At 68.6% G+C, this 16,067-nt stretch carries 9 protein-coding genes; 4 read left to right on the top strand and 5 right to left on the bottom strand.

The features are described from left to right. Window positions 1–23: 23 nt before the first annotated feature. Together ZRA01_RS15425 and ZRA01_RS20775 are read right to left on the bottom strand one after the other, a co-directional pair. Window positions 24–1,757: an MORN repeat-containing protein gene (locus tag ZRA01_RS15425; protein WP_141353809.1), complete on the bottom strand. Its 1,734-nt coding sequence runs from the start codon at window positions 1,755–1,757 to the stop codon at window positions 24–26. A gap of 4 nt (window positions 1,758–1,761) precedes the next feature. Next, complete coding sequence (locus tag ZRA01_RS20775; RefSeq protein ID WP_174851628.1) at window positions 1,762–3,114, bottom strand: hypothetical protein; 1,353 nt, start codon at window positions 3,112–3,114, stop codon at window positions 1,762–1,764. A gap of 236 nt (window positions 3,115–3,350) precedes the next feature. Between ZRA01_RS20775 and tkt the strand changes: the two genes are divergently transcribed. From tkt to ZRA01_RS15400, 4 genes are all read left to right on the top strand, one after another. Next, entirely contained in the window at window positions 3,351–5,381 is a 2,031-nt protein-coding gene (tkt, locus tag ZRA01_RS15415) for a transketolase (RefSeq protein ID WP_141353807.1), read from the top strand. Window positions 5,382–5,479: 98 nt separating this feature from the next. Further along, complete coding sequence (gap, locus tag ZRA01_RS15410; protein ID WP_141353805.1) at window positions 5,480–6,508, top strand: type I glyceraldehyde-3-phosphate dehydrogenase; 1,029 nt, start codon at window positions 5,480–5,482, stop codon at window positions 6,506–6,508. Between the two features lie 67 nt (window positions 6,509–6,575). Then, window positions 6,576–7,760, top strand: a complete 1,185-nt coding sequence (locus ZRA01_RS15405; RefSeq protein WP_141353803.1) for a phosphoglycerate kinase — start codon at window positions 6,576–6,578, stop codon at window positions 7,758–7,760. A gap of 143 nt (window positions 7,761–7,903) precedes the next feature. Beyond that, window positions 7,904–9,061: a diguanylate cyclase domain-containing protein gene (locus ZRA01_RS15400; RefSeq protein WP_141353800.1), complete on the top strand. Its 1,158-nt coding sequence runs from the start codon at window positions 7,904–7,906 to the stop codon at window positions 9,059–9,061. A 30-nt stretch (window positions 9,062–9,091) separates the two neighbouring features. On the opposite strand, the gene ZRA01_RS15395 is transcribed toward ZRA01_RS15400, so the two are convergent. The 3 genes from ZRA01_RS15395 to ZRA01_RS15385 form a co-directional block, all read right to left on the bottom strand. After that, window positions 9,092–10,792, bottom strand: a complete 1,701-nt coding sequence (locus tag ZRA01_RS15395; RefSeq protein WP_170182990.1) for a tetratricopeptide repeat protein — start codon at window positions 10,790–10,792, stop codon at window positions 9,092–9,094. 265 nt (window positions 10,793–11,057) lie between these two features. Beyond that, a complete protein-coding gene (locus ZRA01_RS15390) occupies window positions 11,058–11,726 on the bottom strand; it encodes a PEP-CTERM sorting domain-containing protein (RefSeq protein WP_141353796.1) in 669 nt (222 codons plus the stop codon). 86 nt (window positions 11,727–11,812) lie between these two features. Further along, on the bottom strand, window positions 11,813–16,067 hold a 4,255-nt coding region (locus ZRA01_RS15385), incomplete at its 5' end, for an SdrD B-like domain-containing protein (RefSeq protein WP_174851627.1).

Raw genomic sequence — 16,067 nt, 5'->3', positions numbered from 1 at the left:
GCGGCAACGCCCCGGCCAGGGCCTTACTTCGGCGCGTCGAAGCTCTTGCCGTTGTCCGTCTGCTGGTCGTCGCGGAACTCGCCCTCCCAGCCGTCGCCGCCGGCCCAGGTCAGGCGCCCCTGGCCATGCTTGCGGCCGAGGCGCCAGGCGCCTTCATAGCGGTTGCCGTTCTTCCAGGCAAAGCGGCCCTGGCCGTGGAAGACGCCCCGCGCAAAGTCGCCGGTGTAGCGGTCGCCGGTCGGGAAGATCAAGGTGCCGCGGCCGGACGGCTCGCCGTCGAGCACCCCGCCCTCGTAGCGGTTGCCGCCGACGAACTGGATGACGCCGTGGCCCGTGGCCCGGTCATCCACCCAGTCACCCTCGTACCACTGGCCGCCGACCCAGTTGAAGCGGCCCTTGCCGTGCTTGCGGCCCTCCACCAGGGAGCCCACATAGCTCTCGCCATTGGTCCACTCGACCCGCCCGGAACCGCTCACGGCGCCACCGGTGGCGGCCAGGGCAAAGGCGCCCCGATAGGTGGTGTCGCCGGCCACCAGCACGGCCTCGGCGGCCGGGGCCGGGGCGGCCTTCGGCTCATCAACCTTGCGCTCAGCCGGCGGCGCTTCCGCGGGCCGCGCATCGGTGCCGGCCTGCACGGCCACCACCTTGGCCGGCAGCGGCACCGGCGCAGCCACGACGGCCGGCGCAGCGCCGAGGGGCTGCGCCGTGGCCACCCCCCTGATGCTCGCCAGCGCCTGGGGCGACAGCGGCGTGCCACGCTCCCGGGCCAGCGCGTCGGCGTTGCCCCGGGCCAGGTTCTGGGAGCTGCCGCGGCACTGGACGAAAGCCTCGCGCCAGGCCACCTCGGCCTTCACCGAGAGGTTGTCGCGCTCGGTCGCCGACACGCCGCCAGCCGCTTTGAGGCGCTGGGTGTGGTCGGTGGCCTGGTCCCACAGGGGGCCGCAGTGTTCGGCGTTGTGGGCGTCCACCTGGGCCTGCTCGGCCTTGCGCTGGGCCTGCTGCTGGCGCACCCCCGAGCATTTGTCGGCGGCGCCCTCCCAGGCCATCACGGCCTTGCCGTAGAGCATCGCCGCGTCATCCCAGCGCTTGTCCCGGGAGGCCGTGCGCGCGTAGTCGACGAGGGATGCGGCGCTCTTCCAGGCGCCGTCGCAGGCCGGGCCGGCGCTCAGCAACTCGGCGTTGGCAGCGCGGGCCTTGACGGTCGCGGCGAGGCTCTTCTCGGCCTTCTCGCGGTGGGGCGACTGGCACACGTCCACGGCGTCGCGCCAGCTCTTCTCGGCCTCGCCGAGGAGCTGCTCGATCTGCGCCGGGTCGCCCTTCTCGCCACGGGCCATGGTCGCCCGCAGGTCGAGGTCGAGGGCCTTGTCGACGCGCGGCTGGCATTCGCCCTGGTGGCTCAGGGCGGTCTCGGCGGTGCGCATCTCGGCGGTCGCCGCGTCGCCCTGACGGTTGGCCCGGGCGGCCACCGCCGGGCAGCCGGCCGCCACGTTGAGAAAGCCGGCACCGGCGTCGCGCAACAGCGGCGCGGCCTCGCGCCAGCGCTTGGCGCGGGCGGCCTGGCGGCCCAGCTCGAGGTTGGCCTCGGCCTCCTGCATCAGAAGCGGGCAATCCGGCCCCACCCCGGCCGCGTCGGCGGAGGCCGCCGGCATCGCCCCGGCATCGGACGGCGCAGCCTGCTGGGCCTGGGCAACACCCGCCAGGGCAGACAAGACAAGGGCCAGCCCACCGGCCAGCCCCGAAATACGCAAACTCTTCATCACATCAATCCTGCCCCGTTTCGAGGGGCATCCTCAGCATTGCATCAATCAAACCGCCCGAGCCGACGGCTCCGCCGGGCGTGGCCGGCACGGCCTCGTCGCTCTCGGACAACATCGCCAGGCCCGCGCCCTCGTCGGAGGCGCTGGGCAGATCGGTCAGCTTGAGGGCGAAGGCCTCGAGGGAGGCGCCCTTCAGCACCGCCGCCAGCATGTCCTCGCGCTGGGTCTGGCGGGCCAGCGTGGAGTAGCGCACCAGGCGCTCCTCGTCGAGCACGAAGGCATTGCTCACCAGCCCCTGGTCGAGCAGCTTCTGGTGCAGCGTGGCGCCCGCCAGGGGGTCGCCGCCGAGCTTGCCGATGCGGTCCCAGGCCCAGCGGTCGGCGTCGTCGAAGGCGGTGGTGGCCACCCACGACAGGCTCGACACCGACATCCCGACCCGCGCCATGAAGGTGTCGCGCAGCACATTGCCGGCCTGGCGCCCCACCGACTTGGCCACCTCTTCGCCAACCTTCTTCACGTAATCCTGGGCCGCCTGTTCGGCGAGCCTGCGGGCGGCTTCCTCGATGGCCGCCTTGGCGGCGGCTTCACCGGCCGCCTTGGTCGCCGCCGCGGCCGCCGCCTGAGCCGCCTGGTTCACCGCCACCTTGGCGGCCTGGGCCGCGGCATTCAGGCCGGTGGCCAGCGAGGCGACCTCGAACAGCGTCGACACGATCTCCTTGCTGTAATGGTAGGTCTTCATCCGCGCGCCGCCCTCTTCGGACAGGCCCTGGGTCCACAACACCATCCACAGGGCTTCGTCGGGGGTGATCTGCGGCCGGAAGATGTCGAGCGGATGGACGCTCATCAGCCAGTGGAAATCCTGGTAGCCCGGCGTCACCGGCGGGGCCAGGCGGGTGTAGCCGCGGCACACCTGGAAGGGCTTGAGGGTGGCCGTCTTCCCTGCCGCGGTCTTCACCTGGAACGGGTCGCCGTCGTCGCGCAGGCTGGCGAGCTCGGCCAGCATCTTGTTGCTGTCCTTCTTCTTGTAGCCCTGGATCTCGACGATCTTGTCGCCCACCGCGAGGCCCGCGTCGGGCGCCGCCGCGACCACCGTGAGCCGCTCGTCCACCTGCAGCGCGCGCACCCAGGCCACGCGGTCGTCCTCCTCCCATTCGAAGCTGGTCGCCACGCTGATCGGCAGCTCCCACTGACGGCTGCAGTCCGGGTCGTTGAGCGCCGCCGAGCGGGCGATCGCCGGGCGCAGGGCCCGCTCGCCGTGGCCAAGGGCGCGCAGGTTGGCGAGCAGGGTTTCATTGACCTTGCGGCCGTCATCGACGGTGTACTGGACGGTGCTGCAGGCCCCGAGAAACAGGGACACAAGGGGCACAGCCCACGCGGTCGGGCGAAAAAGGGGCGACATCGGAGACAAACAGGGTAACAAAATGTGTTTATCGGCAAGCCCTGCGGATTATGCAGCACTTTGCGCCGCCTGCATGTGGCGCGGTCGAGCATCGCGGGCATCCGACAAATCCCCTGCCGAGGCTACCCAACCACCGGGGAATCAAAGATAATTACGGTCTTTGCGCGCCGCTCTGCCGGCCCAAGGTTCCTTCGATGTCCTCTTCGCGTAACGTCAAGCCGCCCGTCTTCAACCCCCTGACCGGCGCGATCCGTGCGCTGGCCATGGACGCCGTCCAGAAGGCCAACTCCGGCCACCCGGGCGCCCCGATGGGCATGGCCGAAATCGCCGAAGTGCTGTGGCGCCGCCACCTGCGCCACAACCCGGCCAACCCCAAGTGGGCCGACCGCGACCGCTTCGTCCAGTCCAACGGCCACGGCTCGATGCTGATCTACAGCCTGCTGCACCTCACCGGCTACGATCTGTCCATCGACGACCTGAAGAACTTCCGCCAGCTCCACAGCAAGACCCCGGGCCACCCGGAGGTCGGCTACACCCCCGGCGTCGAGACCACCACCGGCCCGCTGGGCCAGGGCATCACCAACGCGGTGGGCATGGCGCTGGCCGAAAAGGTGCTGGCCGCCGAGTTCAACCGCCCCGGCCACACCATCGTCGATCACTTCACCTACGTGTTCCTCGGCGACGGCTGCCTGATGGAGGGTATCTCCCACGAGGCCTGCTCCCTGGCCGGCACCTGGGGCCTGGGCAAGCTGATCGCCTTCTACGACGACAACGACATCTCCATCGACGGCCACGTCTCGGGCTGGTTCACCGACGACACCCCCAAGCGCTTCGAGGCCTACGGCTGGCATGTGGTGCGTGACATCCAGGGCCACGACCCGGTCGAGATCGAGGCCGCCCTCAAGGCCGCCCAGCTCGAAACCGGCCGCCCCAGCCTGATCTGCTGCAAGACCATCATCGGCGCCGGCGCCCCCAACAAGCAGGACAGCCACGACTGCCACGGCGCCCCGCTGGGTGCCGCCGAGATCGAGGCCACCCGCGCCCACATCGGCTGGTCCCACCCCGCCTTCGAGATCCCCGCCGACGTCTACGCCGCCTGGGACGCCAAAGCCAAGGGCGCCGCCGAAGAGGCCGAGTGGAACGCCCACTTCGCCGCCTACGCCGCCGAGTTCCCCGAACTCGCCGCCGAATTCACCCGCCGCATGGCCGGCGACCTGCCCGCCGACTGGCAGGCCCACGCCGACGGCGTCGTCGCCCAGGTGATCGCCAAGGCCGAGACCATCGCCACCCGCAAGGCCAGCCAGAACAGCATCGAAGCCTTCGCGCCCAAGCTGCCCGAGCTCCTCGGCGGCTCGGCCGACCTGGCCGGCTCCAACCTCACCCTGTGGTCCGGCGCCAAGGGCGTCAGCAAGACCACCGGCGGCAACTACGTTTACTACGGCGTGCGCGAGTTCGGCATGGCCGCCATCGCCAACGGCGTCGCGCTGCACGGCGGCCTGGTGCCCTACACCGCCACCTTCCTGATGTTCAGCGAATACGCCCGCAACGCCCTGCGCATGGCGGCGCTGATGAAGGTGCGCCAGATCTTCGTGTTCACCCACGACTCCATCGGCCTCGGCGAGGACGGCCCGACCCACCAGCCGGTCGAGCAGACCGCCAGCCTGCGCCTGATCCCCAACATGGACGTCTGGCGCCCCTGCGACACCACCGAGTCGGCGGTGGCCTGGGCGGCCTCCATCGAGCGTCGCGACGGCCCGAGCAGCCTCGCCTTCTCGCGCCAGAACCTGCCCTTCCAGGCCCGCAGCGCCGAACAGGTCGCCGCGATCCGCCGCGGTGGCTACGTGTTGTCCGAAGCGGGCACTGCGTCACAACCCATCGCCCCGCAAGCCGTTATCATAGCGACCGGTTCCGAAGTGGCCCTCGCCATGGCCGCCCAGCAGCAACTCGCCGCCGAAGGCGTCGCGGTGCGCGTGGTCTCGATGCCCAGCACCAACGTCTTCGACCGCCAGGACGCCGAATGGCGCGCCAGCGTGCTGCCCAAGGGCCTGCCCCGGGTGGCCGTCGAAGCCGGCGTCACCGACGGCTGGCACAAATATGTGGGCATCGACGGCGAGGTGATCGGCGTCAACCGCTTCGGCGAATCTGCCCCGGCGGGCGAGCTGTTCAAGTATTTCGGCATCACCACCGAGGCCGTGGTCGCGGCGGTGAAAAAGCTGGTCGCCTGAACCGGCAGCAGGACAAAACAACAACGCGGGTGCGGCGCCACCACCGGCCGCACGCCGCCTAATCAGCTTACGTGTATTTAAACTAGGGAGAAGACTCGATGAGCATCAAAGTCGCCATCAATGGTTTCGGTCGTATCGGTCGCTGCACGCTGCGCGCCATCTACGAGCAAGGTCTGCAGAACGAATTCGAAGTGGTCGCCATCAACGCCTCCGGCGACCTGGCCACCAACGCCCACCTGCTGAAGTACGACACCACCCATGGCCGCTTCGCCACCTCGGTCGAGACCGAAGGCGAGAACACCATCATCATCGACGGCAAGAAGATCCCCTTCTACTCCACCAAAGACCCGAAGGGCGTCAACTGGGGCACCCACGGCGTCGACGTGCTGCTCGAGTGCACCGGTGCCTACACCACCAAGGCCAAGGCCCAGGCGCTGCTCGACCAGGGCGCCAAGCGCGTGCTGATCTCCGCCCCGGGCGGTGACGACGTCGACACCACCATCGTGATGGGCGTCAACGAAGAAGCGCTGAAGGCCGGCATGACCGTCGTCTCCAACGCCTCGTGCACCACCAACTGTCTGGCCCCGGTCGCCAAGATCCTGGCCGACAGCGTCGGCATCAAGCAGGGCCTGATGACCACCATCCACGCCTACACCAACGACCAGGTCACCGTCGACGTCCGCCACAAGGACCTCCGCCGTGCCCGCGCCGCCGCCGCCAACATCATCCCCACCAAGACCGGCGCCGCCAAGGCCGTCGGCCTGGTGCTGCCGCAGCTGGTCGGCAAGGTCGATGGCTTCGCCCTGCGCGTGCCGACCATCAACGTCTCGCTGGTCGACCTCACCTTCACCGCCGACCGTGCCACCACCAAGGAAGAGATCAACGCGCTGATGACCGCCGCGGCCAACGGCCCGCTCAAGGGCATCCTGGCCGTCAACACCGAGCCGCTGGTCTCCTCCGACTTCAACCACACCACCGTCTCCTCCACCTTCGACGCCACCCAGACCCGCGTCATCAAGGCTGAAGACGGCTCCGTGCTGGTCAAGGTGCTGGCCTGGTACGACAACGAGTGGGGCTACTCCTGCCGCATGCTCGACGCGGCCCGCGCCTTCGTGAACGCCCAGTAATCCAGCTGTTTCGACGCCCCGCCCCGCGCGGGGCGTTTTTCATTCCAGAGCCTCGAAGAACATCATCATGCAAGTCAAGAAACTCACCGACCTCGACGTCGCCGGCAAGCGCGTGTTCATCCGCGCCGACCTCAACGTGCCCCAGGACGACGCCGGCAACATCACCGAAGACACCCGCATCCGCGCCTCGATCCCGTCCATCAAGTACGCCCTCGACGGCGGCGCCGCGGTGATGGTCACCTCCCACCTGGGCCGCCCCACCGAAGGCGAACTCAAGGCCGATGACACCCTGGCGCCGGTCGCCGTGCGCCTGGGCCAGCTCCTCCACAAGCCGGTGCGCCTGGTTCAGAACTGGGTGGATGGCGGCGTCGAAGTCGCCCCGGGCGAAGTCGTGCTCCTCGAAAACTGCCGCTGCAACAAGGGCGAAAAGAAAGACAACGAAGAGCTCGCCAAAAAAATGGCCGCCCTCTGCGACGTCTACGTTAACGACGCCTTCGGCACCGCCCACCGCGCCGAAGCCACGACCCACGGCATCGCCCGCTTCGCCCCGGTCGCCTGTGCCGGCATCCTGATGGGCGCCGAGATCGACGCGCTGGGCAAGGCCCTGCACGCCCCCAAGCGCCCGCTGGTGGCCATCGTCGGCGGCTCCAAGGTGTCCAGCAAGCTCACCATCCTCAAGTCGCTGGCCGACAAGGTGGACCAGCTCATCGTCGGCGGCGGCATCGCCAACACCTTCCTGCTGGCCTCCGGCAAGCGCATCGGCGAATCCCTCGCCGAGCCCGACCTGGTCAAGGAAGCCCACGCCATCATGGACATCATGAAGGCCCGCGGCGCCGAAGTGCCGCTGCCCACCGACGTGGTGGTGGCCGACGAGGTCTCCGCCCTGGCCCGCGCCAACAAGATCTCCGTCGATGACGTCTCCGCGAGCGACCGCATCCTCGACATCGGCCCGAAGAGCGCCGCCCGCCTCGGCGAGATCATCGCCAACGCCGGCACCATCGTCTGGAACGGCCCGGTCGGCGTGTTCGAGCTGCCCCAGTTCGCCGGCGGCACCAAGATGCTCGCCTCGGCCATCGCCCACTCCGAAGCCTTCTCCATCGCCGGCGGCGGTGACACCCTGGCGGCCATCGCCAAGTTCGACATCGCCGGCGACGTGGGCTACATCTCCACCGGCGGCGGCGCCTTCCTCGAGTTCCTCGAAGGCAAGACCCTGCCCGCCATCGCCGCCCTCGAAGCACGCTTCGAAAACTGAGCGCCGCGCTTCGCGCAACGCCTCAAGCGGCCTTCGGGCCGCTTTTTTTTGATCGGCTTCAAGCTCGAACGCTTCAGGCCGATAACCGGGCATTCCGACCATTTCCCTTCGGATACAACGATCCGGGGGTACGCCATCTCACCATGCCCATTCCAGTCAGCGCCCTGATTGGCTCGCCACGCCGTCTCGTCACGGCGATCGTGCTGTTCGTCGCGCTGGATTTGAGTGTGCTGGTCATCAACCTGTGGCTGGCCGAGCAGATGGCCCAGGACGCGGTGGCGATCAACCTGGCGGGCCGCCAGCGGATGCTCTCCCAGCAGACCACCAAGGCCCTGCTGCTGGCCAGCCAGGCCAGCAGCCCAGCAGAGTTCGAGGCCGCCAGCGGCGAGTTCGAGGCCGCCTTCGGGCTTTTTGACCAGACTCTCACCGCCTTTGCGGAAGGCGGCGAGGCCCGCGGCGGCGACGGCTCGCCCGCAAGGCTGCGGCGCCTTGAAGGCGAAGCGGCCCGGACGGTCGAGGCGGCGCGCAAGCTGGTCAACCCCCTGGCCCTCATGCTCTCCGACACCCGCCTGCAGGCGTCCGAGCGCACCAGGAAGGCTGCCGCCTACATGGTGCGCCACAACCGCGACGTGCTGGCCCTGATGAACAGCCTCACGACGGTTCTGGAGCGGGACTCCGTCCGCCAGGCCACCCGGCTGCGCGCCATCCAGACCGGCGCCTTCGTGCTGGCGCTGGCGAACTTTCTGCTGATCGTCTTTGGAATGCTGCGCCATTTCCGCGAGGTCGAGGGCGACAGCCATCGCTGGCGGGAGCTGGCCCGCCACGACCCGCTCACCGGCCTGTCCAACCGCAAGGGCTTCACCGAGGCGGCCCTCGCCATCCTCACCCGGGCCCAGATGGAGAACGCGGGGGGCGCCGTCATGATGCTCGACCTGGACGGCTTCAAGCCGATCAACGACCGCTACGGCCACGCCATGGGCGACCAGATCCTGGTGCGGCTGGCAGACAAGCTGGCCTCCGCGGCCCGTGCCACCGACGTGGTGGCCAGGCTGGGGGGCGACGAATTTGCGATCCTGTGCCCCAAGCTGCAAGGCGAGGACATCGAGCAATTCTGCAGCCGCCTCCTCACCGCCGTGGCCAGCGCCCCCGCAGACGAAACACCTGGCTGCCGGCTCGGGGGCAGCATCGGCATCGCCTGCTACCCGCAGGACGGCCACAGCCTGGAACACCTGCTGAACCTCGCCGACCGGGCCATGTACGCCGCCAAGAATGCCGGCGGCCACCGCTGGCACATCGCCTGACAACCCGCCTGACGGCGCAGGCGGGCAGGTTCAGAGCTGCGCTTCGCGGCGGATCTTCCAGTCGCCGCCGTCCTTGACCCACTCGAGCTGCTTGTTCACCACGTCGCTGTAGTTGCCCGACTGGTAGCGCTGCTCGAAGCTCACCCGCACCACCTCGCCCTCGAGCTTGAAGCTCGGCGCGCCGAGCACCACCTTGATCTCGCCCTTCTTGTCGAGCTTGGCGCGGCGGTCGGTCTCCCAGGCGGCCCGGGGCTTGTTGCCCGCCGGCACGAAGGCGCTCCCGTAGAAGGCCAGGTAGCGGGCGCTGTCCTTGGCCTCCCAGGCCTGACGCCAGGCCTCGAGGCGTCCGGCCACCAGCTTGCCGGCATCGGCAGGGGCCGCCGGAGCCACGGCAGGCGCGGCGGCCTTCGCGACCGGCGCCACCGCGGGCTTGGCCGCCACCCCCGCCGGGGCAGCGACGGGCGCAACAGGCGGCACTGCGGCGGCCGGAGTCGGCGCCGGCGCCGGGGTCTGAACCGCCGCGGTCTTGATGGCTATCGGCGTGGCAGATTGGGCCAGCCGCTGGCGCAGGGCGCCATTGCCCGGCTCCAGCGCCAGGCCCCGCTCGAAGGCCTGACGGGCGCCGGCCTCGTCGCCGCGCAGCTGCAACACCACACCGAGGGTGTCGTGGTAAGTGGCCCGCTTGGGGTCGCGGGCCACGGCCTGCTTCGCCAGGCTCAGGGCCTCGTCGAGACGCAGGCGGCGGTTCGCCAGCAGGTAGGCCAGGTTGTTGGCGAGCCGCGGATCGTTGGGGCCCACCTTCAAGCCTTCCCGGTAGGCCGCCTCGGCCTCGGCGAACTTTTCCATGCGCTCCAGCGCCCGGGCCCGCTGCAGGTGGGGCACGACGCTCTGGGGCAGCAGCCTGGCGGCGCGCTGATAGGCTTCGATGGCCTGCTCGTGGCGGCCGAGCATCTGCAGGGCGTCACCCCGGGCGAGCACCGAATTGGCGAAATCCTTGCGCAGGGAGAGGGCCTTGTCGAAGGACACCAGGGCCCGCTCGGCCTGCCCCTGCCTGAGGCTCACGACACCGAGGGCGTGGTGGGCGACCGCATTGCCCGGATCACGGCGGACGGCGTCCTCGAGGGAGCGGGAGGCCTCCTCGAACTTGCCATCGGCCGACAGGGCCATGCCGAGGCCGAGCTGGGCGGCGGCCATCTCCGGGTGCTGGCGGACAACCTCACGCAGCAGGTCGACGGCCTGCCCCGGCTTGCCGAGCTTGTCGATATACAGGGCCGCCAGGTCGAGCTTGAGCTGGACCATGCCCGGATGGCTGGCGATGGCGGCGTGGTAGCTGCGCTCGGCGTCGGGCAGCAGCCCCTGCTCGGTGAGCAGACGGGCCTGGGCCTGGAGGACGTTGGCCTGGCCCGGGGCGATGGCGACGGCGCTGCTCATCCAGTCGCGGGCGAGCCGGGTCTTGCCCTGGGCCTGGGTGGCGGCCGCCAGGCCGAGCATCGCCTCGACGGAGCGGGGGTTGAGTTCGTAGGCCTCGCCGAAAGCGCGCTCGGCCTGATCGAAGTGCTTCATCCGCAGCGCCGCCTGGCCGCGGACGATGCCGTCCTGGTCGGGGCGGCTCGGCTGGGAAGTGAGGGTGGGCGGTGTGCCGGAGATGACTGCGTCGGCACGGACCGTCAGGGCCGGCATGGCGAGCCCCGCCGAGAGAGTCAGGACGGGAAGAAGGCGGGTTCGGTACATGACAACCTCGAATACTGAAAAACAGGGCGGCAGACAGGCCGCAGAACATCCGGAAGATGCCCCGCCGGAGAAAATAGCCCAGGCGGCGCCGGGACAAGGGCGCATTTTTCACGGGGGCACGCGCGGGCGGACCACATATTTCACGATCGGCGCCAAATGCCCCAGGTGATGCGCCCGCCCTGCAAACGGCAAAAGGGGGCGAGCCCCCTTTTGCCTTGTTCCGGTCGAACACTCAGCAGGCGCCCGGGGGCGCCCACCCGGTCGCTCAGGCCTTGCGGCGACGCACCAGCGACAGGCCGGCCAGGCCCAGGGCGCCCAGCATCAGGCTGGTCGGCTCGGGGATCGCGGCGGTGGAGGCCTGGATGATGTCCTGGCTGTCCGGGCTCTGCCAGATCGTCAGCTGGTAGTTGCCGGTGCTGGCGCCGCCGTTGGCCACGCGGTCGAGGAAGATCTCGGCGTTGAACAGGGCGTCACCTTCGTCGGCGCTGTTGGTGGCACCGCCCCAGTTGCTGAGGTTGCCGGTGTTGAGGTTGTTGTCGTCGAGGGTTTCCCACAGGGCAATCTGGAAGCCGGCCACTTCGACGGCGTTGTCGAAGTGCACTTCGGCGTAGCTCTGGTTGAACAGGGTCTGCACGGCAGCCGGGATCACGCTGGAGGCGTCGAAGGGCAGGCCGGTGAGGGTGTTCACGCTCACGCCTTGCAGCAGCTCGTAGCAGAAGGCCAGGAAGCTGCCGTTGGTGCTGAGGTTGCTGACGTTGAAGATGCCGGTGTCGACAGCCTGGGGGCCGGTGCTGGCCACATCGACGGTGAAGCCCATCAGGGTGTTGATGTCGAGCTCCGTGGCGAGGGTGTCGGCATGGGCGGGAACGCTGGCCATCAGGCCGGCGGCGGCGAGGGCCAGGGCGGCCTTCTTGAGAATGGGGGCGTGCATCATTTGTTGCTCCTGTGTTGAAAAGTAAGGGGTCGAAAAGTGTTCGTGGAGTGCGCCGGCCGGTTTGCGGCCGGCCGGCGCAGGGGCGCTTAGGCGGCCATCAGGGCGTATTGCTGCTCCTGGTACAGGCCGGACAGCTGGCCGAGGGCGGCAACCGCGGCGTCGCTCACCGGGGCGGCGACAGCGGCCACGTCGGTGGCGGCGACGCTGACGCCCAGCAGCAGGTCGAGGCTGGTGTCGTCACCGAGCAGCTCGGCCATGGTCGGCAGCTGGGCGCCGGCCTGGGCGGCTTCCTGGGCATCGACGTTGAAATACACGTCGGTCATGTCCACCGCACGGCCATCGGCGAGGGTTGCGACGCTGCGCTCGAGGTGCAGGTTGCCCTGCGCATCGACCGCCGGGAGGGCGAAGTAGTCCAGGTTCAGACTGGCCACGCCCGCGTCGGTAAGGCCCATCAGCTCGCCGGCGTCGGTCTGGTGGTTGCCGTTGGCGTCCACCCAGATCTTCAGCTCGCCGAAGGCTGCGTCGTTGCGGTCCACCAGGCCGTCGCCGTTGCTGTCGAAGGCCGACAGCTTGGCGAAGCCCTGGCCGACGGCGTTGCCGCCGAACAGTTCGCTGATGTCGTCGATGCGGCCGTTGCCGTTGCTGTCGATCGCCAGGAAGCCGTCGCCACCCGACAGCCAGCCGGACTTGACGGCGACGCCGGTGCCCAGCAGGTCGAAGGTGCCGTTGGCGTTCTCACGGCTGACGGTCTGGATGCCGTTGCCGTCCAGGTCGATGACGATCGGGCAGATGCCGGCGTCGAGGGTGTTGTCGTACTCGCCCGACACCAGGGTGAACTTGTCGGTCACGCCCTGGTTGTAATACGTCGAGGAGACACGCGCGACATCCGAGTCGGAGGCATCGTAGGCGTTGCCGGAGACGTCCTTCGTCGTCCATTGGTAGCTCGACTGGTTGACGCTCTGCTTGAGGGCGTTGCCCCACCAGTCGTACTTGCCGGTGTAGTAGTAGGCAGACGACTTGTCGAACTGCAGGCTGTACTGGCCCGGGTCCAGGTTGGTGAAGCTGTAGCAGCCGTTGCCATCGGTCTTGGTGGTGGCCACCACGGTGCCGGCGGCGTTGAGCAGCTTGACCGTGACGTTGATGACACCACCGTCGCCGCTGTCCTGCAGGCCGTTGCTGTTGAAGTCCATCCACACCTTGTCGCCGACGCTGGCCTTGCGATACAGGCCCGCATCCACCTTGGTGAGGGTCTGGCCCGCCACCAGGGAGAGGGTGCCGGTGTAGCCGGAGCCGTTGAAGGCGCTGTCGGTGCCGTTCCAGCCCGCCTGATCCTGCTTGGTGACGTAGTAGCCGGTGGGGGTCACCACCTGCACCTTGTAGTCGCCCGCATTCACGTTGCTGAACAAGTAGTTGCCGCTGGTGTCGGTGGTGGTCGTGGCGACCACGGCGCCGGCGGCGTTGAGCAGCTTAACGGTGATGCCCTTGATGCCGGCTTCGCCCGCGTCCTGGATGCCGTTGAAGTTGGCGTCTTCCCACACCCGGTCGCCGATCTTGCCGGTGACCGGCGGGCAGTAGAAGCCCGCATCCACGTTCAGGTTGTTGCTGCCCTGGGTCAGCGTGTAGACGCCGGTGGTGCCGGTGCCGTCGATGTCGCTGTCGGCAGCGTCGTTACCGCCCAAGTCCTTGCCGGTGATGGTGTAGCCGTTCGGCGTGACGACCTGGATCTTGTAGTCGCCGGCGGCGAGCTTCGAGAACAGGTAGTTGCCGTTGACGTCGGTGGTGGTCGTGGTGACCACCGTGCCGGCGCTGTTGAGCAGCTTGACGGTCACACCGGAGATGCCGGCTTCGCCGGAATCCTGCACGCCGTTCATGTTGGCGTCGTTCCACACCCGGTCACCGATGGAGACATCGGTGGCGCAGAAGGCGGAGGCGCTGTTCACCACCAACTGGTCGATCTTGAAGTAGTCGTCGGTCTGGCCGGGGTTGGCCGCGACGACGAGCACGTTGCCCACGAAACCGTTGGCGTTCAGATCGGCCCAGCGGGCGCTGGTCAGGGTGGTGGCATTGACTTCGGTGAAGCCCATGCTGGAGAGCACCGCGTCGGTCAGGGCGATGTGGCTGTTGAAGGCCCCATCGACCGTGCCGATCCACACCTTGGCGTCGCTGTCGCAGACGACGTAGCCCAGGTAGGCCTTGTCGACCACCACAGACTGCGAGAACTCGAACAGCACGTAGTTGTCACGGGTGCCGTTGTTGTCCACCGTATGGACGTCGCCGCTGCCGGTGCCTTCGCTGCTGTCGGTCACGCCGAGGCCGCCGCCATAGGCGCCGAGGTAGGCCTTGGCCCACGCACCGGTCGTCTTGTCGCGGCTAAAGGCGCTGGCGTTCACCGAGATGCCGTTGTTGGAGTACGACAGGATGTTGCCGTCGGTGCCGTCGGTGGCGGTGTTGCCCGAGAAGTCGAAGCAGGCGGTGACCGGCTTGACGGTCAGGCCAGCGTCCCAGGTCCGGTCGTTTTCACCGGATTCCAGAGTGGTCTGGATGGTGTTGCCCACCGTGCCGCCGGCGTTGACCGTGACGAGGCTGACGTTGTCGATGATGCCGCCGATGCTGTCGTCGTCACCCGACTGCTCGCGGAACTCGAGGCGGCTGCTGGCATCGTTGGCGGTGACCGTTAAGACGTACTTGGTCAGCGTCGTCGAGGCCGGATCGATGGTGGCGATCTTGCTGCCTTCCCAGAACACTTCGACGGTGTTGGTCGCCGCGGCGTAGCCCGCGCGCTGGGCCACGTCCAGGGTCAGCTGGTAGGTCTGGCCGGCCACCGTGGTGACGTCCTGATAGACGCCGGTGACCGTGCCGGTGCAGTTGGCATCCAGTTCGAGCACCTTGCTGCCGGTGGCACCGCTCACGCCGTAGGAAGAGGCAGTATTCACCTCGATGTAGTCACCGTTGCCGCACCAGCCGGTGGTGCCCGACTCGAAGCTGCCGTTGACGATCAGGTTGGTCGTGCCCAGCACCACCGTGGCGCCCACGTCGGAATCCACGGCGTCGTTGCTGCCCTGATCGGCCGCCGTGAAGGTGTAGCCGGCCGGCGCCACGAACTGCACCGAGTAGGTTCCGGGCATCAGGTCCTTGAAGACGTAGTTGCCGTTGCCGTCGGTGAGGGTGGTGGCGATCACGTTGCCGCTGGCGTTCAGCAGCTTGACGGTGACGCCCGGCACGCCGGCTTCGCCCGCGTCCTGGATGCCGTCGTTGTCGCAGTCGGCCCACACCTTGTCGCCGATGGAAGCCTTCTGGTAGAGGCCCGCATCCCAGGACAGGTCGTTCTCGCCAGCGACAAGCGTCGTGGAGACGGTCTTGCCGGTGGTCGGGTCGAAGTCGCTGTCGGTGGCGTCGTTGCCACCCTGGTCCTTGGCGCTGACGAAGTAGCCGGTCGGCGCCACGACCTGGGCGGAGTAGTCGCCCGGCGTGAGGTTGTTGAACAGGTAGTTGCCGTTGGCGTCGGTGGTGGTGGTGGCCACCACGCTGCCGATGCTGTTGAGCAGCTTCACGGTGACACCGGCCAGGCCGGCTTCACCCGCGTCCTGCACGCCGTTGGCGTTCTTGTCGAGCCACACCCGGTCACCGTAGGAGGCGCTCGGGGCAACCAGACCCGCATCCCAGGAGACATCGTTCTCGCCGGAGACGAGGGTGGTCTGGGCGGCAATCCCGGTGGTCTGATTCACGTCAGAATCCAGCGCGTCGTTGCCGCCCTGGTCGGCCGCCGTGAAGGTGTAGCCGGTCGGGGCGATCACCTTCACCGAGTAGTTGCCCGGCACCAGGCCCTGGAACAGGTAGTTGCCGTTGGCGTCGGTGGTGGCGGTGGCCACTTCGGCACCCGCGGCGTTGAGCAGCTTGACGGTCACACCGGCCACGCCGGCTTCACCGCTGTCCTGCACACCGTTCTTGTTGGTATCCAGCCACACGCGGTCGCCGATGGAAGCCTTCTGATACAGGCCGGCATCCCAGCTGCGGTCGGTCTCGCCGGCCGAGAGGGTGGTGTTGATGGTCTTGCCGGTGGTCGGGTCGATGTCGGAATCCAGCGCGTCGTTGCCGCCCTGGTCCTTGCTGCTGGCGAAGTAGCCCGTCGGCAGCACGACCTGCACCGCGTAATCGCCCGGGGTGAGGTTGCTGAACAGGTAGTTGCCGCTGGCGTCGGTGGTGCTGGTGCTCAGCACGCCGCCGGCACTGTCGAGCAGCTTGACGGTGACACCGGCAATGCCGGCTTCGCCCGCGTCCTGCACGCCGTTGGCGTTGCTGTCCAGCCACACCTTGTCGCCGATGGCCGCCGAACGCTCGTCC

It is taken from the genome of Zoogloea ramigera (genome assembly GCF_006539865.1).
GTDB lineage: Bacteria > Pseudomonadota > Gammaproteobacteria > Burkholderiales > Rhodocyclaceae > Zoogloea > Zoogloea ramigera.
Note: the sequence above shows the minus strand (reverse complement) of the source record. Positions and strands in the feature narration are given on the sequence as shown.

What these genes read in the sequence shown, in the direction of transcription:
- ZRA01_RS15425 (WP_141353809.1), bottom strand. Translation starts at nt 1,757, where the DNA reads ATGAAGAGTTTGCGTATTTCGGGGCTGGCCGGTGGGCTGGCCCTTGTC.
- tkt (WP_141353807.1), top strand. Translation starts at nt 3,351, where the DNA reads ATGTCCTCTTCGCGTAACGTCAAGCCGCCCGTCTTCAACCCCCTGACC.
- gap (WP_141353805.1), top strand. Translation starts at nt 5,480, where the DNA reads ATGAGCATCAAAGTCGCCATCAATGGTTTCGGTCGTATCGGTCGCTGC.
- ZRA01_RS15405 (WP_141353803.1), top strand. Translation starts at nt 6,576, where the DNA reads ATGCAAGTCAAGAAACTCACCGACCTCGACGTCGCCGGCAAGCGCGTG.
- ZRA01_RS15400 (WP_141353800.1), top strand. Translation starts at nt 7,904, where the DNA reads ATGCCCATTCCAGTCAGCGCCCTGATTGGCTCGCCACGCCGTCTCGTC.
- ZRA01_RS15395 (WP_170182990.1), bottom strand. Translation starts at nt 10,792, where the DNA reads ATGTACCGAACCCGCCTTCTTCCCGTCCTGACTCTCTCGGCGGGGCTC.
- ZRA01_RS15390 (WP_141353796.1), bottom strand. Translation starts at nt 11,726, where the DNA reads ATGATGCACGCCCCCATTCTCAAGAAGGCCGCCCTGGCCCTCGCCGCC.